This window comes from Pedobacter sp. UYP1 (assembly GCF_040547305.1).
GTDB lineage: Bacteria > Bacteroidota > Bacteroidia > Sphingobacteriales > Sphingobacteriaceae > Pedobacter.
Genome location: NZ_JBEPPL010000002.1, coordinates 829,108 through 849,269 on the forward strand (window position 1 = coordinate 829,108; position 20,162 = coordinate 849,269).

Below are 20,162 nucleotides of genomic sequence, written 5' to 3' on the forward strand. Positions count from 1 at the left end.
TGAAAGGCATAAAGTACGGTAAGTCAAATTACCGTACTTTTGTTGTATAAGACCCTTTTTAATGGCTAAACACGAAATTATACCATGCGAACGTTGCGGTGTGCCAATTGAGTGCAAGGCTAACTCTTACACTAAATGTCAGTGCAGTGTGGTCTATCTTGATCTGAATGAAGTACAGTATATCAGTGAACATTATGACAGTTGTCTTTGTGCTAAATGTCTGTTTGAATTACAACAGGAATACAGAGATTCACTAACTTCAAATCCAGCTACTTAAAATATCTTCCTGTCCGGAATACCGGGGCAACCCTTTGCCAGATTCTGATTTTCAGGCTCTGATCATAGCTGAGATACGCTTTTCAGAATAATGAAGTACAGAATTTTTTTTCTGCTAACTTTGTGGTCACAAAAATTCAAAGAATGGCTAAAGTACAAGTTGGATTGGTGCAGATGACCTGCACCAGTAGCAAACAAGAAAATTTAGATAAAGCAATTGCAAAGATCCGTGAAGTAGCGGCTCAGGGTGCCCAGGTGGTTTGCCTGCAGGAGCTTTTTACCTCACTATATTTCTGTGATGTTGAAGAGTATGAGAACTTCAAATTAGCAGAAACTATCCCTGGCCCGTCTACCGATGTTTTATCGGCTGTTGCCAAAGAATTAAATGTAGTCATTGTTGCTTCCCTGTTTGAAAAAAGAGCGGAAGGATTATATCATAATACTACTGCTGTTCTGGATGCAGATGGGGCCTATTTAGGTAAATATCGTAAAATGCATATCCCGGATGATCCTGGATTTTATGAAAAATTCTATTTCACCCCTGGTGATTTAGGTTATAAAGTATTCAAAACCAAATATGCGAAAATTGGTGTCCTGATCTGCTGGGATCAATGGTATCCTGAAGCTGCAAGAATTACTGCGCTGATGGGTGCTGATTTCTTAGTTTACCCAACTGCAATAGGATGGGCAACGACACAGGATGAGGAAACGAATAAAGAACAATACAATGCATGGCAGACCATTCAGCGTTCACACGCTATCGCAAATGGTGTACCTGTAGTAAGTATCAACAGGGTTGGTGAAGAGGCTGGTGTATCTTTCTGGGGAGGGTCATTTGTATCTAATCCTTTTGGTTCACTTTTATACCAGGCTACACACGATCAGGAAGAACTGAAAGTGGTAGAACTTGACTTGTCTAAATCTGACCGTTACAGAACACACTGGCCATTTTTACGTGACAGAAGAATTGATACTTATTCACCAATTACCAAAAGATATATAGATGACGAGTCTATTTGATAACTCTCCGAAGAAAGCCGGTTATAGCTTTCCTGCTGAATGGGCTAAACATGAGGCTACCTGGTTAACCTGGCCGCATAAAGAGGCTTCATGGCCTGGTAAAATTGATCTGATTTACGCACCATATTGTGAGTTTATCAAAATCGTGGCGCAGGGAGAAAAAGTAAGAATCAATGTAAACGATGAAGCAACTAAAGCTTTCGCAATTTCAAAATTGCAGGAAGCGGGTGCAGATTTAACGCAGATAGAATTTTATTTCAATCCTAGCAATGATGCCTGGTGCCGTGATCATGGGCCTGCTTTTCTGTTGAATCCAAAAGCGGAGCAGCAAAAAGTGGTGATTGACTGGGGCTATAACGCATGGGGCGGAAAATATCCTCCTTATGAACTGGATGACATCATACCTACGCGTATTGCAGATCATTTTAGTTTGCCGGTATTTAACCCGGGTATTGTAATGGAAGGTGGGTCTGTGGAGTTTAACGGCGCAGGAACGATTTTAACTTCCAGAGCTTGTCTGTTAAATCCAAACAGAAATCCACATTTGAATCAGGAACAGATTGAAGAATACCTGAAAGAATGTTATGGCGCAGAACAGATTTTATGGGTTGGAGATGGTATTGTAGGTGATGACACAGATGGTCATATTGATGATATTACCCGCTTTGTGAGTGCAAATACGGTATTAACTGTAGTGGAGTCAAATCCATTGGATGAGAATTATATACTTTTAAAGGAAAATCTGGAAGAGCTGAAAGCGATGCATTTACTGAACGGTGAGCCTTTAAATATCATCCAGTTGCCAATGCCATCGCCAGTTATCCATGAGGATACACGTTTACCTGCTTCCTATGCTAATTTCTACATTGCAAATGCTGCGGTAATTGTACCTACTTTCAGAGATGTGAATGATGAAATTGCCCTGGATCTTATCAGAGGTGCTTTCCCTGACCGGAAAGTCGTGGGAATTGATTCTACAGATATTATCTGGGGATTGGGTAGTTTTCATTGCTTAAGCCAGCAGGAACCAGCAGTTTAAAAAGTTTAAATTTTATAAAAAACAATATACAACCACTACATGAAACTATTAGAAGGAAAAACAGCATTAATTACTGGTGCTTCAAAAGGAATAGGCCGCAAAATAGCGGAGAAATTTGCAGAACAGGGTGCGAATGTTGCTTTCACTTATCTGTCTTCAGTAGAAAAAGGAGAAGCTTTAGAGCAGGAGTTACAATCTTTCGGTACTAAAATCAAAGGATACCGTTCTGATGCTTCTAAATTTAATGAAGCAGAAAAACTAATTAGTGATATCGTTGCTGAATTTGGTACAATTGACATCGTTGTTAACAACGCTGGTATTACTAAAGATGGTTTATTGATCCGTATGAGTGAAGAAAACTGGGATGACGTAATCAATGTTAACTTGAAATCTGTGTTTAACGTAACTAAAGCAGCTTCAAAAGTGATGATGAAGGCCCGTAAAGGATCTTTCATTAACCTGAGCTCGGTAGTAGGCGTGCAGGGAAATGCTGGTCAGGCTAATTATGCAGCTTCTAAGGCTGGTATTATTGGTTTCTCTAAATCAGTTGCGAAAGAATTAGGCTCAAGAAATATACGTACTAACGTTGTTGCTCCAGGATTTATCCGGACAGAGATGACTGATGTACTGGATCCTAAAGTTGTTCAAGGCTGGGAAGAAGGTATTCCATTGAAACGTGCGGGTGAGCCTGAAGATGTGGCAAATGTTTGCGTATTCCTTGCTTCTGATATGAGTGCATACGTAACCGGGCAGGTATTGTCTGTTTGCGGCGGTATGTTATAAGCGCAAGTCAAGCTATTAAACTTTATTTAAAGGGGGGAAAGAATTTGCTGTTACAGGAAAGTCTTTACCCCCTTTTTATTCTGGTGGAATTAGGTTAAATGCTGGTAAAACAAGCAAATGAAACTGATTTTTTATAAAGAATTATGCAGCCAGTTTTTAAAAATTCAGCATCTTTAGCCTGACCTATGAACGATACTTTTAATTTCTATAATTTCCTTGCATTTTCTGGCTGTCTGACAGCCGGTTTATTTTGTGCATGGTTGCTTTATGGAAAGAGTCCGAATCTGACCCGCCCGGTAAAGATAGGTTTAGCAGCTATCAGGGCTGTGACACTCACCCTGATCTTGTGGCTTTTATTTTCCCCGTTAATTAAGCAGACAAGTTATACACTGGAGAAACCAATTGTAGTTATTGCACAGGATAACTCAGAATCTATTGCTGCTTTTAAGTCTGCAGGATTTGATAGTTTGAAATACAGGAAATCTCTTCAGCAGCTTCAGGCTGAGCTTTCTGAGCAATATGAGGTAAGAGCCTATAGTTTTAGCGATCGTGTGGTTAACGGGCTTGATTTTAGCTATAAAGGTAAACTTACTAACGCTGCACAGCTGATCAGTAAACTCAATGATGAACTGCTCAATAAAAACGTCGGAGCGGTAATTATAGCTACTGATGGAATTTTTAACCGGGGGGGAAATCCTGCACAGGAGCTGGCTTTATTGAAAGCGCCGGTTTATACGATTGCTTTGGGAGATACGATTCCTAAAAAGGATATATTGATCAGTTCAGTGAATGTGAATGACCTGGTTTACCTGGATAATGATTTCAGGATGGAGGTACAGGTACTGGCATTTCAATGTGATGGGATTCCAATTCGGCTAACGGTGCTGGAAGACGGGAAAAAAATAGATGAAAAAACTATCCAGGTAAATACAGCTCAATTTTCGAAAAACATTCCGGTTAATTTAAAGGCCTCAAAAATTGGTCAGCATAAATATACCGTTTCATTAGCCCCTGTGGATAAGGAGATTTCCACGAAAAATAATGTTTATCAGACTTTAGTAGATGTAATTGATGCACGTCAGAAGATATTGATCGCTGCAGCAGGCCCGCATCCGGATCTGGCAGCTTTAAAGCAGGCGATCGGCTTAAATAAACATCATGAGGTTTCGGTAGTCCTGAATGATGCGCTGCTGAAGATCGATCCGGAGGCATATGGGTTAATCATTCTTTATCAATTGCCGGATAATCAATTTGACGCTGGTAGTTTTCTGGCGAAAATAAAGACAGCGAAAGTTCCGCTTTGGTACGTGGTGGGCATGCAAAGTAACCCGGGCAGATTTAATCAGGTGCAGCAACAGGTTAGCTTTTCTGGAAATTCCAGCCCTCAATATCAATATAGTGCTATTGATCAAAACCTTTCTGTATTCGATCTGGATCCTGTTTCTCGTAAAGTCATTGAAAATTTTGATCCTTTACAGTCACCAGCTAGCTTGTTTAAGATTTTAGGAACGCAGCAGGTTGTACTGGACCAGCGGAATGGAAAAGCGAAAACTGATCGTCCTCAGTTGTTTTTTATGAATGATAACGGACGTAAAGTGGGATATCTGATTGGAGAAGGTTTATGGAAGTGGAGGCTGTCAGAAGCCCGTGAAAATCCGCAGACTCCTGTATTCAATGACCTGATGGGTAAAGTAGTGCAGTATCTTTCTGTGAAGGATGATAAAAGAAAATTCAAAGTCAGGCCGGTTAAAAATACTTTTGAAGAGAATGATCCGGTATTGCTGAATGCGTCTTTATATAATGATAGCTATCAGCCGGTGAATACACCAGATGTCAAATTGTTATTAAAAGATGAAAAGGGCAAGACTTATAATTTTACTTTTTCCAGGTATGAATCCTCTTATCAGCTGGATGCCGGTGTATTGCCTCCGGGTAATTACAGTTATACTGCCAGTACAACATTCGGTAATCAGCCTTACCAGGATAAAGGTTCATTTTTCGTCAAGACTTTAACTGCCGAATTCCAGCAGACTCTTGCAAATCATCAATTATTGTATCAGTTAGCTAACCAGACCAATGGAAAATTGTATCTTCCAGACCAACTTTTGAAAATTAAGAATGACTTGCTGCAAAGTAACCAGTTGAAAACACTGAGTTATGAGGATCGCAAGTATGAGGAGCTGATTAATTTGAAAAGTTTATTTGTGCTGATTATAGTCATGCTCAGTATAGAATGGTTTGTACGTAAAAGAAATTCGGCACTGTAATAAAGGTTAATTTATGGAATTCACTACCTCTCAGGTTATCGAAATTTTAGGAACCATTGCTTTTGCGATCTCTGGTTCGTTTTCTGCTATACAGCGGCGCCTTGACCCTTTTGGAGTATTGATTATTGCTTTTGTAACTTCTATTGGTGGTGGTACAGTCAGGGATTTGCTTTTGGGCGATACCCCGGTTAAATGGATGAGAGATGTAAATTACTGTTTACTGATCCTGGTCACTTCACTATTAACCATAGTTTTGAAAAGACACCGGAAACGGTTTACTGTAACGCTGTTTCTGTTTGACTCGATGGGGCTGGGGTTATTTACTATTCTTGGGATTCAAAAGGGGATAGCCTTTGGTTTGAGTCCGGGGATTTGTATTGCACTGGGTACAATTACAGGTTGTTTTGGCGGAGTAATCAGGGATACTTTGCTGAATACTATTCCTCTGATCTTTAAGAAAGAGATTTATGCTACGGCCTGTATTCTGGGCGGGATCTTATATTTTACTTTATTGTTTTTTAACCTGAAAGCTGATGTGGCAAAAGTATTGGTCATCGGATTTATCTTTGCACTCAGGGTAGTAGTAGTTCGCTATAAACTTTCGCTGCCGAGATTTGGCTATTAGTCTTTAGGAGCTGCTTTAATGATCACAAAAACATCTTCATTGTCTTTTTTCATGAAGTATTTCTCTCTTGCAAATTTTTCTGCGGTGTTCAGGTTAGTGTTCAGTTCGTTAAGATCTTTTTTCACCTGGGCAGTTTGCTTTTCATAGAAATCTTTTTCTTCCTGCAGCTTGTGTACTTCTGTGCGGTACTCGTATTGCGAGAGCATATCATTCTTGTCAAAGAATAACATCCATACTGCGAATGCTGCGGTAGAGAGAAAGTACTTGTTGCGAAAGATTTCCAGTAATCTGTTCATATAAACAAAGATATAAATTATAAAACAAAAAAGCATAGCCGTTTCCGACTATGCTTTTTCTATTAAAACTGAAAAATCAGCTTATTTTTTCAAGAATTTGAAATCTTTACCAATGAAACGTGCTGCAGAACCTAATTCTTCTTCAATACGTAATAATTGGTTGTATTTAGCTATTCTGTCAGAACGTGAAGCCGAACCAGTTTTGATCTGACCACAGTTTAAAGCTACTGCTAAATCAGCGATAGTTGTATCTTCAGTTTCTCCTGAACGGTGACTCATTACCGACGTGTAACCACTGTTTTGTGCCAATGATACTGCGTTGATAGTTTCAGTCAAAGTACCGATCTGGTTTACTTTAACCAAGATAGAGTTCGCGATACTTTTATCGATTCCTTGTTGTAAACGTTTAACGTTAGTTACAAATAAATCATCACCTACTAACTGTACTTTGTTACCGATAGCTAATGTTAAAGCTTCCCATGCATTCCAGTCATCTTCATCCAAACCATCTTCAATTGAGATAATAGGATATTTATTAGCCCAGTCAACCCAATACTTAACCATTTCGTCAGAAGTTAATTTCTCACCAGATGATTTATGGAAGTTGTAAGTTTTAGTTTTTGAATCATACATTTCAGATGCAGCTGCATCCATAGCAATCCAGATATCTTTACCAGGAGTGAAACCTGCAGTTTCAATCGCTGTTAAAACAGTTTCAATTGCTTCAACATTTGAACCGATGTTTGGTGCAAAACCACCTTCATCACCAACATTTGTTGAATAACCTTTTTTCTTTAATACGTCTTTCAGGTGGTGAAATACCTGAGTTCCCATTTGTAATGCTTCAGAGAAACTGCTAGCTCCCAATGGCATAATCATGAACTCCTGGAAGTCGATTTTGTTATCCGCATGTGCACCACCATTTAAGATGTTCATCATTGGAATAGGTAATGTATTTGCATTTACACCACCGATATAACGGTATAATGGCTGTCTGCTTTCTGCTGCTGCTGCTTTAGCTACTGCTAAAGAAACACCTAAGATTGCATTAGCTCCTAGATTTCCTTTGTTTTCTGAACCATCAAGGTCGATCATCGCCTTGTCAATCAGATTTTGCTCAAAAACGTCGATACCCTGAAGTTCTTTAGCTATTTTCTTGTTCACATTCTCAACGGCTTTTAATACACCTTTGCCCATGTAAACTTTCTTATCTCCGTCTCTTAGCTCAACAGCCTCGTGTTTACCAGTACTTGCACCAGATGGTACAGCAGCACGGCCCATTTGGCCATTTTCAGTGATTACTTCTACTTCAACAGTAGGGTTACCTCTAGAATCGAGGATTTGCCTTGCATGAACATCAATAATTAAACTCATTTTAGTTGTTTTAAGTGTTTTTATCTCCTTAGTGTAAATAATACAATTACCAGGTGATGATCAAAGTTAAAATAAAATTATAAATTATCAGGATTGATTTTCCTATAATTTTATTCCCACTTGAATACCTTCACCGCTACCGCGTATATTCCTATTCCCCAGATCACCATGATTAAAATCTGTTGTTTCACATCCCATAGTCCGGCGCCTTCAAAAGCAACCTGTCTCATCGCGTCATTCAAATAGGTAAGCGGTAAGGCCCTGCTAATTGGTTGAAGCCAGTTTGGGAAATTCTCTATAGAGAAGAACGTACCAGATAATAAAAATTGTGGTAAGGTAATAATATTTGAGATAGGAGGAATAGTGCTTTCACTTTTTGCGATACCAGAAACGACAAAACCGAAGCCCATAAACACAATGACACCGATAGTGGAAAGCAGCAGCATGTTAACCACTGTCGTGAACCCATGGATGAGCGTAAAATGGAAAAAGAAATGGCCGATCAGAATGATAAATAACGCACCAATTAAGGCGAAGCCTATTCTTGCCAGCCCTTCCCCAAGGATAATGCTCGATCTTTTTACCGGAGTGGCAAAAAAACGTTTAATCACCAGGGTTTGTCTTAAACTGAAGAATACGAAAGCTGTTCCAAAAACGCCGGTACTCAATAAAGAGAAACCAAGCTGTCCCGGCAGGATAAAATCTATTGTGCGGTAAGTTCTGCCATGAACAGTACTTTCTTTCAGCTCTGCTACCGATGGCTTCAAATCTTTCGTATTTAAAGTATACATCAGGTTGTTCAGTATCGACTTCAGGATGTTTCCTTTATCCATCGATGCGGAAGTATATTTTACGTTTGCCAGATAAGCTGGTTGATCCACGATGTTTTTATGGACATCAATTACACCAGCAATCGTTCCTTTTTCTAAGCGCTGCTGAAGCTCAACTTCGCTTTTATCAGTAATCAGGTGAACTACAGAAGTGTGTTGCAAGGCGATAATCACTGGGTTCTGCATATCCGATCCTGGGGCTACGGCAAGATCTAATTTAACGCCGCCACCGCCCAGAAAGCCAAAGACCAGGATAAAAATCAGTGGAAAGGCGAGGGTGAAAACTACAGCTGAAGGGCTGCGGGTAATAGATCTGAAACTTGCTTTGGCAAGCGCCAGTGTAGCTTTAGTATTGTTATATGATTTGTTCATTTTTGAGCTCATTTAGCCTTCACGCCATTCCTGGCCTGTAAGATTGATAAATACATCTTCGAGGTTAGCTTTTTTAACTTCTTTTTTTCTTTCGAATCCGCTGCTGATTAATTGATCGATCAGGTTATCGGGGGTGTCAAGTGCAATGATTTCTCCATGCTCTACAAAAGCTACGCGGTCACACAGTTGTTCTGCCTCATCCATATAATGAGTGGTCAGCACAACCGTAGTTCCATTGTTCCTGATGTCAATAATCAGGTCCCATAAATTACGGCGCGCCTGAGGGTCAAGTCCCGTTGTAGGCTCATCGAGGAAAATGATCTTAGGAGAGTTCAGTAATGTTGTCGCAATAGAGAAGCGTTGTTTCTGTCCGCCGGAAAGGGCTTTGAATTTTGCTTTGGCTTTATCCTGAAGGTTTACTTTCTCCAGCATTTCCATCGGTTTGATAGCTACACCATACAGACCAGCAAAGAGTTCCATAAGTTCCACCAGGTTCAGATTGGGGTAATAACCTGCGGCCTGTAATTGTACACCAATAATCCTTTTGATCTCATTGGCATCTTTATCTACAGAAAATCCATCTACTGTGATTTCTCCGGAAGTTTTTTCCCGAAGTGTTTCGATAATTTCTAATGTAGTCGTTTTTCCTGCACCGTTAGGGCCAAGCAGTCCGAAAATCTCATTTTCATAGACGTCGAAACTAATCCCTTTGACTGCTTTGAAGTCAGCATAGTTTTTTACCAGATTACGGACACTGATAATGGTATTCGTTTTATCCATGAGATAAATGTAACAAGGTTTAATGTAAAAAGGATTGATGTGACTCAATCCTTTCTTAAAATGTCGGTAAAATGATGGTTAGAACCGGTGGTTACCAGTCTACCAGCTTAATTCGCCTTTGATCAGTTTCACGAAGTCATCAAACAGATAACGGGAGTCATGCGGGCCAGGTGAAGATTCAGGGTGGTATTGTACCGAGAATGCTTTTTTGCCTTTCACACGAATTCCTTCGATCGACTGGTCATTTAAGTTGATATGGGTGATTTCCACTTTATCAGAACTTCTTACTTCTTCCGGGATTACACCGAAACCGTGATTTTGAGAAGTTACTTCACAGTGGTTTTTAATGATATTTTTTACCGGGTGGTTTAATCCCCTGTGGCCGTTAAACATTTTCATGGTACCAATTCCGTTAGCTTGCGCTAATAACTGGTGACCTAAACAAATACCGAAAAGTGGTTTGTCTGAAGCCAGAATTTGTTTCACAGTTTCAATGGCATAAGGCATTGCCGATGGATCACCAGGGCCGTTAGACACAAAGTAAGCATCAGCTCCCCATTTGTCCATTTCTTCAAAAGTCGTTTTTGCAGGGAAAACCTGTACGTATAAATCTCTTTCGTCGAAGTTACGTAACGTGTTTTTCTTGATCCCGAAATCCAGGGTTGCAACTTTATAAGCCGCATCCGGTGAACCGTAGAAATAAGGTTCCTTAGTAGAAACTTGTGAAGATAGTTCCAATCCGTCCATAGAAGGTACTTGTGCCAATTTAGCTTTCAGTTCTTCGATGTCAGTGATTTCAGAAGAGATAATCGCATTCATTGCTCCCTGATCTCTGATTTTCCTTACTAAAGCACGGGTATCGATATCAGAGATCCCAACGATGTTTTCATCCTGGAAATAGTCCTGTATAGATTCATTTGCTTCTTTACGGCTATAGCCGATGTTGTAATTCTTGCAAACCAGTCCTGCAATCTTAATCGAATCTGATTCGATTTCTTCTTTATGAATTCCATAATTACCAATATGGGCATTCGTAGTGACCATGATTTGTCCGAAATAAGATGGGTCAGTGAAAATTTCCTGATAACCCGTCATTCCTGTGTTGAAACAAATCTCTCCTGTCGTTGTACCAATCTTTCCGGCAGCTTTACCGTGGTAAACAGTACCGTCAGCCAATAACAGGATAGCAGGTAACTTGGTGTAGTTAGTCATCGTAATTAAAATGAAAAATAAAGTTTAAAAAAGGGATTAATGAATGAAGATTTGCGGTTTTGAGGTCGCTATATTGATTAACAAATGTGCTGTTGTTTAACCCGTTCATTTCGGGATACAAAGATAGCTTTTTCATCTTTTAAATCCATATTTTTTTTATCAGGATTGAATTGTTACGTTAGATATCCCTTATATAATTGGTTTTAGGGTAATTTTCTCAATTGAATACCCTAATTTTGCTCCCCTAAAAGCATAAATTTATGTCTATACACAAAGAAGTAAAGCGTATTACGACCCACATTCTGCAAGAGATGAAACAGAGTGGTGAGAAGATATCGATGTTAACTGCGTATGATTATTCCATGGCTACGGTTCTGGATGATGCAGGACTTGATGTTTTACTGGTTGGTGATTCAGCTTCAAACGTAATGGCGGGCCATGAAACTACTTTGCCGATTACACTGGATCAGATGATTTATCATGCACAGGGTGTCGTAAGAGGTGCAACACGCGCTTTTGTCGTAGTGGATCTTCCTTTCGGTTCTTACCAGGGTAATTCTAAAGAGGCTTTAAGCTCTGCAATCAGGATCATGAAAGAATCAGGTGCTCACGGTGTAAAACTGGAAGGCGGTACTGAAGTGGTCGATTCTATTTCCAGAATTATTACTGCTGGTATTCCTGTAATGGGCCACTTGGGTTTAACTCCTCAGTCGATCTATAAATTCGGAACGTACACGGTAAGAGCTAAAGGTGAAGAAGAAGCTGAAAAGCTTAAACTTGATGCTAAGGCTTTACAGGATGCTGGCTGTTTTGCAATTGTATTGGAAAAGATACCTGCTGCGCTGGCTAAAGAAGTCTCTGAAAGTCTTCATATCCCGGTTATCGGAATAGGGGCAGGGCCACATTGTGATGGACAGGTTTTAGTGGTAAACGATATGATCGGTTTAACTAAAGGCTTTAAACCACGCTTTTTACGTCAGTATATTAATTTATATGACGGAATTTTAGGTGCTGCAAAAGCATATATTAAGGATGTGAAAGCGAATGACTTTCCAAATGAAAAGGAGCAATACTAAAAATGTCGGTAACTGATAAAGATGTACTTTTCGAAGATAACCACCTGATCGCGATTTGTAAACGTGCAGGTGATATTGTCCAGGTGGATGAAACTCGTGATGAGCCATTGGAAGATATGGTGAAAAGGTACATCGCCAAAAAATATAATAAGCCTAACAGTGCATTTTTAGGGGTAGTACATCGTTTAGACCGCCCGGTAAGCGGGGTGATCTTATTTGCAAAGACAAGTAAGGCACTGGAAAGAATGAATGCTATTTTTAAAAACAGGGAGGTTAAGAAAACTTACTGGGCGGTTGTACGCAATCGTCCGGCTAATATTTCCGGGACACTGGTACACTGGCTGGTTAAAAACCCAAAAACAAATGTGGTTACGCCGCATAATACCGAAGTTCCGGGAAGTCAGCGTGCTGAATTAAGCTATAGGCTGCTTGGTGAACTTGGTGGATATTATCTGATTGAGGTTGATCCTTTAACAGGGCGCTCTCATCAAATAAGAGTACAGCTTTCTACTTTAGGCTGTCCGATTGTTGGAGATAATAAATACGGCTACCCACGTGGCAGCCGTAAGGGAAGTATTTGTTTGCACGCCAGAAGATTGCAATTTCTTCACCCGGTTAAAAAAGAACCGGTAAATATCTTTGCCAAACTTCCTGTAGATGGATTTTGGGAACGTTTTGAGTCCTTTTAAGGATTCAACGTTCCTTATTTACAGTTTACTGGCGATAGGGTAATATCCCCGTATTTTAAGCCTGCTAAATTGGTAAATACTCTTCGGCCATCAGTTTCCTGCGTTGGGCCGTAACCTTCGAACAATTGGTCTCCTTTTTTGACGAATGCGACTTGTCTGTAAGAAGTTGTCCCTTCAGATTGAAAAGTATAATCTGCAATGATCGTATCTCCTTTAATTATTCCTGCGATAGTGCCGGCATTTTTATCTTTTTCATAAAAATTATAGTTTAAGTTGCCTGCTACTGCGTTTCCTGCAGTAATTAAGGATAGGGAAACTGTGTCTTTGTCTTTAATATAGGCATAGCATACTTTCGCTTTGGAAGCGTTCGTGTCTGGTGTTGTAGCCAGGCTATCTATTTTTTGTTCTGTAGTTTTATTTTGCTGACAGGCAGCAAAAAGTCCTGCCAGGATGGTTAGTGATAAAATTGTTTTTTTCATGCTGGTGTTTTTATGCAGATTTCTCTGCTAAAAATAAGTATATCGATTGTTTAGCACAAGAGTCTGGCCAGAAAAAGAAAATATGGAAAACTTCAGGCTTTATCAATAGCTAGCATACAAGTTAAGTTCTTTTTAATATTGATGTGATAATCTATTTAATTAAAATTACTTTTTTTGTTTTTTGAATAGTTTTATTTTGTCTTTATAATTATTTTAATTGGTTTTGTGTGTAATTAGTTTTTATATTCGATCAATTTAAATTATGTAGATTAATATTTAAGACAACTATGAAGAAAAACTACGCTCTGTTCATTCTGCTATTATTGGGTACAATAGCCGGATGTAAAAAAGATCAATTAAAAAATGTATCCGGAAATCCTGAAGATGTTCGTAAAGTAAACTCTGGTGGAGACGGCCTGTATGACTTATTAGGCTACGGATATGATGCAACAGGGGAATATGGCAATGCAAGTGCCTCAAGATTTAAAGTTATTGATATTGCAAAATTAAAGCTTGAGCAGCCTGACAGGGTTGAAAATAGTCTTGCCCCGGATCAGTACACTACAATAGAATCCGGTGCAAATTCAGAAGATTACTCCCGTGATTTATCCGGTAAATTTAGTGCTTCAACTGACTTTAAGCTTTTTGGTGGAACAGTATACGGATCTTATAAGGATTCTATGAAAGCATCCAGTAAATATTCTTATGCTCACCTCTCGCAGATTAATAAACAAAGATCGGTTAAGGTCAATGCATCCAAAGAACTGATTATAGCTAACTATTTATCAGATGCATTTAAATCCGATATCAATACAATGACTCCGCAGCAATTAGTGGTGGCTTATGGAACTCATGTATTGAGTAATATCGTTTTGGGCGCAAAGCTTGAGATCAATTATCGCTCTACAACCAGCAGCTCAGATAAAAAGAAAGCAGCAACAGCTGGAGCAGCTGCGCATGGGCTGATCAAGTTTTTTTCATTAAGTGCTGATTTTACTTATGATGAAAGTCTGGCTAAAACTAATACTAACCAAACTTTAAGTTACCGTACTGTTGGCGGAGACGGTACTAAAGGGGTAATAGGAGAGGTTGAGCTGGATAAGCCTATCACAAAAGTGAATATTAGCAATTGGCAAAGTACCTGTACTGCGGCAAATGCGACATTAATTGAAATTGTAAGAGACGGAGCTATCCCACTTTCTGATCTGATTAGTGATCCTGCAAAAAAAGAAGCTGTAAGATTATATATTGATCAGTATTTTAGAGATAAAGGAGTAAAAGCGTTAGGGGATGTTCCGGTTTATGTTTATTATAATTCAAGAAACAGTGATCATTATTTCACGCCAGATAATCAGCCAACTATAGGTAACGGTAATTTTAGAAATGAGGGGATAGCTTTTTATGCTTTTTCAGCGCCCGCTACAGGAACAGTACCTATTTATGTTTATTATGATTCAAGATCAAGCGATCATTATTTTACACCAGATAATCAACCCACTATTGGAGGTGGCAGTTTCAGAAATGAAGGTATAGCATTTCACGCTTATTTATCGGCAGGTGCAGAAAGAACTCCGGTTTATGTGTATTATGATTCAAGAAACAGTGATCATTATTTTACACCAGATAATCAACCTACTATAGGGAATGGTGGTTTCAGGAATGAAGGGATTGCCTTTTATGTCCCTAATTAATATAATGCGCAGTTCACAATGAGCTGTAAAAAAGAATGGGGCTTTGAAATTAATCAAAGCCCCATTTTTACGCTGCTTATGTTTACCAGACGTAAGTTGCAACGGCACCTGCCGGCAATGAAGTTTCTACTGTTTTTCCTTGATATTGAATGTTAAAGGTTTTTTCAGCAGTATTCCCATTGACAACGATTAATGCAGTTTTTCCATCTGGTGTCCTGAACGCTACGTTTTGTAAATTAGCAGTGATGTTGGATCCGATCCTGTAAGATCCTGGTCTTACAAATTTAGAGGCATGCCCAATAATGTAATAAGCTACGTTTCTGGTTATCGCAGGAGCTATTGTAATGGCTCCTAAACAATTTTTACATCCTCCGATAGTATGTGGGCCATATAATGGGTCGGCAGCTAAATTCCACTCTAAAACGTTTCTGCTCCAGTTGCGGGTTCCTCCAATTACTAAGGTCGAGACATGCCATTTTAAATCATCATCAAATTTACCTGGCCCGCCAACCCATTGTTCTGTGAAATACAGGTTTTTGTCCGGATGTGCTTCATGCACTTTAGACAATGCGGTGATCTGGCCTCCGTATAAGTGGAAAGCTGATCCATCAACATATTGTTTTGCTTGTGGATCATCCAGGATCGTGATTGGATAATCGGGGCGATCTGCATTATGATCATAAATGATAATCTTTGCTTTAACGCCAGCAGCTTTAAATGCCGGGCCTAAAGCAGATTTAATGAAGATAGCCTGATCTTTTGCTTCCATATACATACTCGGCACATTTCCAGGATGTAAAGGCTCATTTTGAATCGTAATTGCATCAATTGTAATTCCCAGAGCTTTCATCACATGAATATATTTGACCAGATATTTGGCATAAGATTCATAATACTCTGGTTTCAGGCTTCCACCTTTAAAACTATTATTCGTTTTCATCCAGGTAGGAGCAGTCCATGGGGAACCTAAGATTTTAATATCAGGGTTAATGGCCAGAATCCTTTTCAGAACAGGTACTAAATCTGTCATCTCTTTCGCTATAGAAAACTTATCCTGATTAATATCAGTCTGTCCGGCTGGTAATTCATTGTAGGTAAAGTTATCTGCGCTCAGGTCGGAGGCACCGATGCTGATTCTCAGGTAACTTACTCCGATACCATTTTTCTTTGTAGAGAAGAGCTCCTGCAACAAGGTATCTTTCGCTTTTTCATCCAATGCATTGATTAAGCCGGCACTACCACCAGTTAAAGTATAGCCAAAGCCATCAATGGTTTGAAATTTCTGTGTTTCATCAACACTAATTACAGAATTGGCAGATTGAGCTGTCCCAAACTTTAAAGTCGTTGGCTGTTCTTGTAATAAGGCTGATTGATCGCCTTTAGTGAGCCAGTATTTAACTTCACTGCTTGCAGCAGCAGACCGGTTAGGATCTGTTGCTGTTCTTTTTGCTGAACACGCCGATAGCGCAATCGCAAAAGCAAATAAAATATTCTTCTTCATAATTACTGATTGTAAGTGAAATTGATTTTCTGATCCCCAATTTGAACAGTAAAGTCTCCGTCTTCAGTTACTTTCTGACCTTCTGGATTAATGAAACCTAAATCATCAGCAGTAATTTTGAAAGTTACTGTTTTAGTTTCGCCAGCTTTTAACTCTATTTTATCAAAACCTCTTAAACGTTTCACGTCCGGGCTTACTAGCGTGGCAACCAGGTCTGAGGTAAATAACAACACACTTTCTTTACCTGCAACTTTACCGGTATTGGTAACATCCACAGAGATTGTTAAAGTTTCTCCTTTTTTCAAAGCAGCAGTACTTAATTTAACCGGGCTGTATTTGAAAGTTGTATAACTCAAACCAAATCCGAAAACATACTGAGGGTTGTAATCTGCATCGTAGTTATAAACACCTTCTGTAGTTGAACGTGATTCAGATGGTTTATGGTAATAGATAAACAAAGCATTTGGATACTGTGGGTAAGTATAAGGCAATTTACCTGATGGATTTACTGTACCTAAAAGAATATCAGCAATAGCGTCACCACCAAAATTACCTGGTAAATAACTTTGTACTACAGCACTCATTTTTTTCTCAAACTTAGAAATCACTCTTGGACGTCCTTCATTCAACACTAAGATGATTTTTTTACCGGTAGCAGCAAGTTTCTGTGCAAGTTCAGTTTGAAGATCTGAAAGGTAAAGGTCACTTAAGTTGCCTGGAGTTTCTGTGTAAGAGTTCTCTCCTAAACATAATACAACTACATCCACATCTTTAGCCGCTGCAATAGCTGCATCTAACTGATCTGCGTATTCTTCAAAGTATTTGCCATCCATTTTATAGCTTACACCCGGTACATAAGTCACGTTTTCTTTACCAGCTTTATTTTCTAAAGCTTTCAGGATCGTATGGTATTTAGCAGCAAATTCTTCTACTTTTTCTCCTTGCCATGAATAAGTCCATGCGCCATTCAAAGTTCTCATTGAATTTGCGTTAGGACCAGTAACCAGAATCTTAACGCCTTTGTTCAATGGTAAGGCCTGCTCTGTATTTTTTAACAATGTAATAGATTCCGCTGCTGCCTGATAAGAAGCCAGTTCAAATTCTTTACTGCCAAACTTAGGATAATCTTTAGGGTTGGTGGTTGGTTTGTTGAAAAGGTCTAAGTCAAACTTTACCTGTAAGATTCTTCTTACCGCATCATCGATACGGCTTTCTTTAACTTTACCTTCTTTAACTAAAGCAATCAGGTCATCACAGAATGGCTCATAGTTATAAGCAACCATTGACATATCAATACCTGCATTAATCGCAATTCTTACTGCATCTTTATTGTCTTTGGCCACATGGTCTCTTTTGTAAAGATTCTCAATATCTCCCCAGTCTGTTACTGCTAAACCTTTGAAGCCTAATTCTTCTTTTAATAACTTAGTGATCAGGTTATAGTTTGCATGCACCGGAACACCATTGATAATTCCAGAGTTAATCATGATAGTTTTAGCACCTGCCTGAATAGCTGCCCGGAAAGACGGTAAGTGATATTCTCTTAAAGCCTGATCAGAAATATAGGCAGGAGTTCTGTCTTTACCTGAAATGGGTACCTGGTAACCTAAAAAGTGTTTAATCGAAGAAGCTACACGGTATGGATTAGAAACATCGTTGTTATCTCCTTCCAGACCTTTTACAGCCTGAACACCCATTTCACTTACTAAATAAGGATCTTCTCCGAAACTTTCCCATTGACGAGGGAAGCGTGGATCAGCACCTAAATCCAATAAAGGTGAGAATGCCCATGGAATGGAGCTTGCGCGAGTTTCATAAGCTGTGATTTCGGCGCCTCTGCGAACCAGGCTTCTGTTGAAAGTTGCTGCTTGTCCGATTTGCTGCGGGAACATTGTTGCACCTGCGGTATAAGTTTCGCCGTGAATAGCATCGATACCATAGATGACAGGAATACCATTCTTGGTTCCTTTCATCGCTGTTTGCTGGATTTTACTGATGATTTCATACCAAACTTTAGGTGTTCTTGCTCTATTATTTGATGTATTTAATACTGACCCTAGTTTATATTGAATCAGTGCTTTTTCCATTGCTTTTTGATCCAGAGAGAAAGGCTCATCGCTGGTATAGCGATCTTTACCAGTTCCGATAACGTCTAACGTTATCTGTGCCATCTGACCTACCTTTTCTTCCAGTGTCATTTTCTGGAGCAGGCTTTCTACTTTTGCATTATTCTTTGTTTGTGCATCGGCTATTCCGTAAGAGAGCATTAACAAAAGAACAGAGAGGGGTTTTCTTAAATACATCTTAATTGTTTATTTGGGCTTAAAAATTGAAGGCAGCCTGAGCTGCCTTCGGGATCAATACTAAAAATTTTGTTAGTAACCAGGGTTCTGGGTCAGGTTCCCGTCTAATTGTATTTCATTAAATGGAACCGGGAATAATAATTTGGTTTGACTTACATTGTAATTCAATGGTTTTCCATCAGGGCCAACTTGTTTATTCATCAGGTCAATGGTGTATTGTTTACCGAATCTTAAAAGGTCATTCCAACGGTTACCTTCAAATGCTAATTCCATTCTTCTTTCATTCAAAATGGCAAGCGCAACATCATCTTTTGAAGTTACTGTGATAGGAGCAAGTGAAACTCTGGCTCTGATCTGATTAACTAAAGGAATTGCTGCTCCTGTTTGACCTAATTGGTTCAAGGCTTCAGCTTTTAACAGGATGATATCTGCTAAACGCAGCAGTATCGTGTTATCTGTACCACCACCATATTGTGAAATATTGGTTTTCCATTTATACAGGAAAGGAATTGTGCCATAAGCAGCGGTATATGGTGTTGGAATAGGATCTCCGGCAGCCAGACCATCTGCGCCAATAGTTGCCTGATAAACTGATGAGTTCAAACGTATATTATCGTTTTGAGATTTATATAAGTTAACCAGGTCGTTTGTTGGAAGGTTGAACTTATTGAAAGAGTAAGTACCAAATTTCGCAGGTAAGAATAAAGAAACATTGTAACTGGTAAAACCACTTGCAGAAGAGTGCTGAATCTCAAATATCGATTCAGACGTGTTCTTGGTACCATCAAATAAAGTAGCAAAATTAGGAACCAGTGCATATTTTCCTGAGTTGATTACCTTATTGCTATAGTCCAGACTTTGCTGATATTTTCCTTCTTGTGCATATACTTTAGCTAATAAAGCTTGCGCGGAACCTTTAGTGGCATGGCCAACTGAAGCTGCGGTAAGCGGCAGGGCAGTTTCTGCATCTATCAGGTCTTTCTCTATTTGTGCATATACTTCTGTTGCTGCGTTTCTGGAAGGTTTAGCAGGAAAATCAACAGTTGACAAAATCAAGGGCACATCACTGTAGGTAGTTACCAATTGGAAGTAATCCAGTGCTCTTACAAATTTAGCTTCACCCAGAATCTCTTGTTGTCTGTTATCTTTAAATTGTTCTGCTGCAATTTTAGGTACATAATCCAGTACTATATTCGCTGCATAAATATCCTGGTATAAATTCTGCCAGTTACGGGTTGCATTTCCGTTTTGTGGGGTAAGCTGAAAGTTATCAATCGCAAAGTTGTCAGGGTTATCACCGCCTGCGTAACAGTTGTCTGCACGGGCATCACCATTGGTAATATAATCCCAAACCCAGTATTGATTGGTTAAAAAGGCTTGCTGATAAACCCCAACGAGGCCGCCTTCGGCATCACTCGCAGTTTTGTAATAGGTTCCGGCGGTGCCTTGTGAGATTGGTTGTTTATCTAAAAAGCTTTTTTTACAAGAGCAGAGCAGACCGATCGATCCGCACATCGCAATGGTTAATATTTTATAATAGTTGTTCATT

18 protein-coding genes are annotated in these 20,162 nt (G+C 39.3%); 9 read left to right on the forward strand and 9 right to left on the reverse strand.

Features of this window, described 5'->3' with window-relative positions:
* The first annotated feature begins 61 nt into the window (after positions 1-61).
* The 6 genes from ABIB30_RS07615 to ABIB30_RS07640 all read left to right on the forward strand — a co-directional run bounded on the left by ABIB30_RS07615 (position 62) and on the right by ABIB30_RS07640 (position 6,010).
* On the forward strand, positions 62-277 hold the full coding sequence (locus ABIB30_RS07615) for a cysteine-rich CWC family protein (protein WP_084359331.1): 216 nt from the start codon (positions 62-64) through the stop codon (positions 275-277).
* A 143-nt stretch (positions 278-420) separates the two neighbouring features.
* On the forward strand, positions 421-1,296 hold the full coding sequence (locus tag ABIB30_RS07620) for a carbon-nitrogen hydrolase (protein WP_354300700.1): 876 nt from the start codon (positions 421-423) through the stop codon (positions 1,294-1,296).
* Complete coding sequence (locus ABIB30_RS07625; protein ID WP_354300702.1) at positions 1,280-2,335, forward strand: agmatine deiminase family protein; 1,056 nt, start codon at positions 1,280-1,282, stop codon at positions 2,333-2,335. Before ABIB30_RS07620 ends, ABIB30_RS07625 begins: the two co-directional genes overlap by 17 nt.
* A gap of 39 nt (positions 2,336-2,374) precedes the next feature.
* Positions 2,375-3,118 carry a 3-oxoacyl-[acyl-carrier-protein] reductase gene (gene fabG, locus ABIB30_RS07630; protein ID WP_354300704.1) on the forward strand — a complete coding sequence of 248 codons (744 nt, stop codon included), beginning with the start codon at positions 2,375-2,377 and terminating at the stop codon, positions 3,116-3,118.
* A gap of 185 nt (positions 3,119-3,303) precedes the next feature.
* Positions 3,304-5,385: a hypothetical protein gene (locus ABIB30_RS07635; RefSeq protein WP_354300706.1), complete on the forward strand. Its 2,082-nt coding sequence runs from the start codon at positions 3,304-3,306 to the stop codon at positions 5,383-5,385.
* Between the two features lie 13 nt (positions 5,386-5,398).
* A complete protein-coding gene (locus tag ABIB30_RS07640) occupies positions 5,399-6,010 on the forward strand; it encodes a trimeric intracellular cation channel family protein (RefSeq protein ID WP_068403394.1) in 612 nt (203 codons plus the stop codon).
* Here the strand turns inward: ABIB30_RS07640 and ABIB30_RS07645 are convergent.
* The 5 genes from ABIB30_RS07645 to carA form a co-directional block, all read right to left on the reverse strand.
* Positions 6,007-6,306: an FtsB family cell division protein gene (locus ABIB30_RS07645; RefSeq protein WP_354300708.1), complete on the reverse strand. Its 300-nt coding sequence runs from the start codon at positions 6,304-6,306 to the stop codon at positions 6,007-6,009. The genes ABIB30_RS07640 and ABIB30_RS07645 overlap by 4 nt on opposite strands.
* 81 nt (positions 6,307-6,387) lie before the next feature.
* Positions 6,388-7,680, reverse strand: a complete 1,293-nt coding sequence (gene eno, locus ABIB30_RS07650) for a phosphopyruvate hydratase (RefSeq protein ID WP_354300710.1) — start codon at positions 7,678-7,680, stop codon at positions 6,388-6,390.
* 110 nt (positions 7,681-7,790) lie between these two features.
* On the reverse strand, positions 7,791-8,882 hold the full coding sequence (locus ABIB30_RS07655; RefSeq protein ID WP_354300712.1) for an ABC transporter permease: 1,092 nt from the start codon (positions 8,880-8,882) through the stop codon (positions 7,791-7,793).
* A 12-nt stretch (positions 8,883-8,894) separates the two neighbouring features.
* Positions 8,895-9,662: an ABC transporter ATP-binding protein gene (locus ABIB30_RS07660; protein ID WP_354300714.1), complete on the reverse strand. Its 768-nt coding sequence runs from the start codon at positions 9,660-9,662 to the stop codon at positions 8,895-8,897.
* Positions 9,663-9,761: 99 nt separating this feature from the next.
* Positions 9,762-10,874: a glutamine-hydrolyzing carbamoyl-phosphate synthase small subunit gene (carA, locus tag ABIB30_RS07665; RefSeq protein ID WP_354300716.1), complete on the reverse strand. Its 1,113-nt coding sequence runs from the start codon at positions 10,872-10,874 to the stop codon at positions 9,762-9,764.
* Between the two features lie 260 nt (positions 10,875-11,134).
* Between carA and panB the strand changes: the two genes are divergently transcribed.
* Positions 11,135-11,950 carry a 3-methyl-2-oxobutanoate hydroxymethyltransferase gene (gene panB / locus ABIB30_RS07670; protein WP_183865880.1) on the forward strand — a complete coding sequence of 272 codons (816 nt, stop codon included), beginning with the start codon at positions 11,135-11,137 and terminating at the stop codon, positions 11,948-11,950.
* A 2-nt stretch (positions 11,951-11,952) separates the two neighbouring features.
* A complete protein-coding gene (locus tag ABIB30_RS07675; protein WP_068403383.1) occupies positions 11,953-12,639 on the forward strand; it encodes an RluA family pseudouridine synthase in 687 nt (228 codons plus the stop codon).
* A gap of 14 nt (positions 12,640-12,653) precedes the next feature.
* Here ABIB30_RS07675 and ABIB30_RS07680 read toward each other — a convergent pair whose 3' ends face one another.
* Complete coding sequence (locus tag ABIB30_RS07680; RefSeq protein WP_354300719.1) at positions 12,654-13,118, reverse strand: hypothetical protein; 465 nt, start codon at positions 13,116-13,118, stop codon at positions 12,654-12,656.
* 287 nt (positions 13,119-13,405) lie between these two features.
* Between ABIB30_RS07680 and ABIB30_RS07685 the strand changes: the two genes are divergently transcribed.
* Positions 13,406-14,809, forward strand: a complete 1,404-nt coding sequence (locus ABIB30_RS07685) for an MAC/perforin domain-containing protein (RefSeq protein WP_183865878.1) — start codon at positions 13,406-13,408, stop codon at positions 14,807-14,809.
* Between the two features lie 82 nt (positions 14,810-14,891).
* Here the strand turns inward: ABIB30_RS07685 and ABIB30_RS07690 are convergent, their stop codons facing one another.
* The 3 genes from ABIB30_RS07690 to ABIB30_RS07700 form a co-directional block, all read right to left on the reverse strand.
* Positions 14,892-16,310, reverse strand: a complete 1,419-nt coding sequence (locus ABIB30_RS07690) for a glycoside hydrolase family 30 protein (RefSeq protein ID WP_354300721.1) — start codon at positions 16,308-16,310, stop codon at positions 14,892-14,894.
* Positions 16,311-16,312: 2 nt separating this feature from the next.
* Positions 16,313-18,613: a glycoside hydrolase family 3 N-terminal domain-containing protein gene (locus ABIB30_RS07695; protein WP_354300723.1), complete on the reverse strand. Its 2,301-nt coding sequence runs from the start codon at positions 18,611-18,613 to the stop codon at positions 16,313-16,315.
* 72 nt (positions 18,614-18,685) lie between these two features.
* A complete protein-coding gene (locus ABIB30_RS07700; protein WP_354300725.1) occupies positions 18,686-20,161 on the reverse strand; it encodes a RagB/SusD family nutrient uptake outer membrane protein in 1,476 nt (491 codons plus the stop codon).
* Between the last annotated feature and the right edge of the window lies 1 nt (position 20,162).

Excerpts from the sequence above, each read along its gene's own strand:
- ABIB30_RS07655 (WP_354300712.1), bottom strand. The coding sequence starts at position 8,882 with ATGAACAAATCATATAACAATACTAAAGCTACACTGGCGCTTGCCAAA.
- ABIB30_RS07635 (WP_354300706.1), top strand. The coding sequence starts at position 3,304 with ATGAACGATACTTTTAATTTCTATAATTTCCTTGCATTTTCTGGCTGT.
- ABIB30_RS07695 (WP_354300723.1), bottom strand. The coding sequence starts at position 18,613 with ATGTATTTAAGAAAACCCCTCTCTGTTCTTTTGTTAATGCTCTCTTAC.
- ABIB30_RS07615 (WP_084359331.1), top strand. The coding sequence starts at position 62 with ATGGCTAAACACGAAATTATACCATGCGAACGTTGCGGTGTGCCAATT.
- ABIB30_RS07675 (WP_068403383.1), top strand. The coding sequence starts at position 11,953 with ATGTCGGTAACTGATAAAGATGTACTTTTCGAAGATAACCACCTGATC.
- ABIB30_RS07685 (WP_183865878.1), top strand. The coding sequence starts at position 13,406 with ATGAAGAAAAACTACGCTCTGTTCATTCTGCTATTATTGGGTACAATA.
- ABIB30_RS07660 (WP_354300714.1), bottom strand. The coding sequence starts at position 9,662 with ATGGATAAAACGAATACCATTATCAGTGTCCGTAATCTGGTAAAAAAC.
- ABIB30_RS07690 (WP_354300721.1), bottom strand. The coding sequence starts at position 16,310 with ATGAAGAAGAATATTTTATTTGCTTTTGCGATTGCGCTATCGGCGTGT.
- fabG (WP_354300704.1), top strand. The coding sequence starts at position 2,375 with ATGAAACTATTAGAAGGAAAAACAGCATTAATTACTGGTGCTTCAAAA.
- panB (WP_183865880.1), top strand. The coding sequence starts at position 11,135 with ATGTCTATACACAAAGAAGTAAAGCGTATTACGACCCACATTCTGCAA.
- ABIB30_RS07625 (WP_354300702.1), top strand. The coding sequence starts at position 1,280 with ATGACGAGTCTATTTGATAACTCTCCGAAGAAAGCCGGTTATAGCTTT.
- ABIB30_RS07700 (WP_354300725.1), bottom strand. The coding sequence starts at position 20,161 with ATGAACAACTATTATAAAATATTAACCATTGCGATGTGCGGATCGATC.
- eno (WP_354300710.1), bottom strand. The coding sequence starts at position 7,680 with ATGAGTTTAATTATTGATGTTCATGCAAGGCAAATCCTCGATTCTAGA.
- ABIB30_RS07680 (WP_354300719.1), bottom strand. The coding sequence starts at position 13,118 with ATGAAAAAAACAATTTTATCACTAACCATCCTGGCAGGACTTTTTGCT.
- carA (WP_354300716.1), bottom strand. The coding sequence starts at position 10,874 with ATGACTAACTACACCAAGTTACCTGCTATCCTGTTATTGGCTGACGGT.
- ABIB30_RS07620 (WP_354300700.1), top strand. The coding sequence starts at position 421 with ATGGCTAAAGTACAAGTTGGATTGGTGCAGATGACCTGCACCAGTAGC.
- ABIB30_RS07640 (WP_068403394.1), top strand. The coding sequence starts at position 5,399 with ATGGAATTCACTACCTCTCAGGTTATCGAAATTTTAGGAACCATTGCT.
- ABIB30_RS07645 (WP_354300708.1), bottom strand. The coding sequence starts at position 6,306 with ATGAACAGATTACTGGAAATCTTTCGCAACAAGTACTTTCTCTCTACC.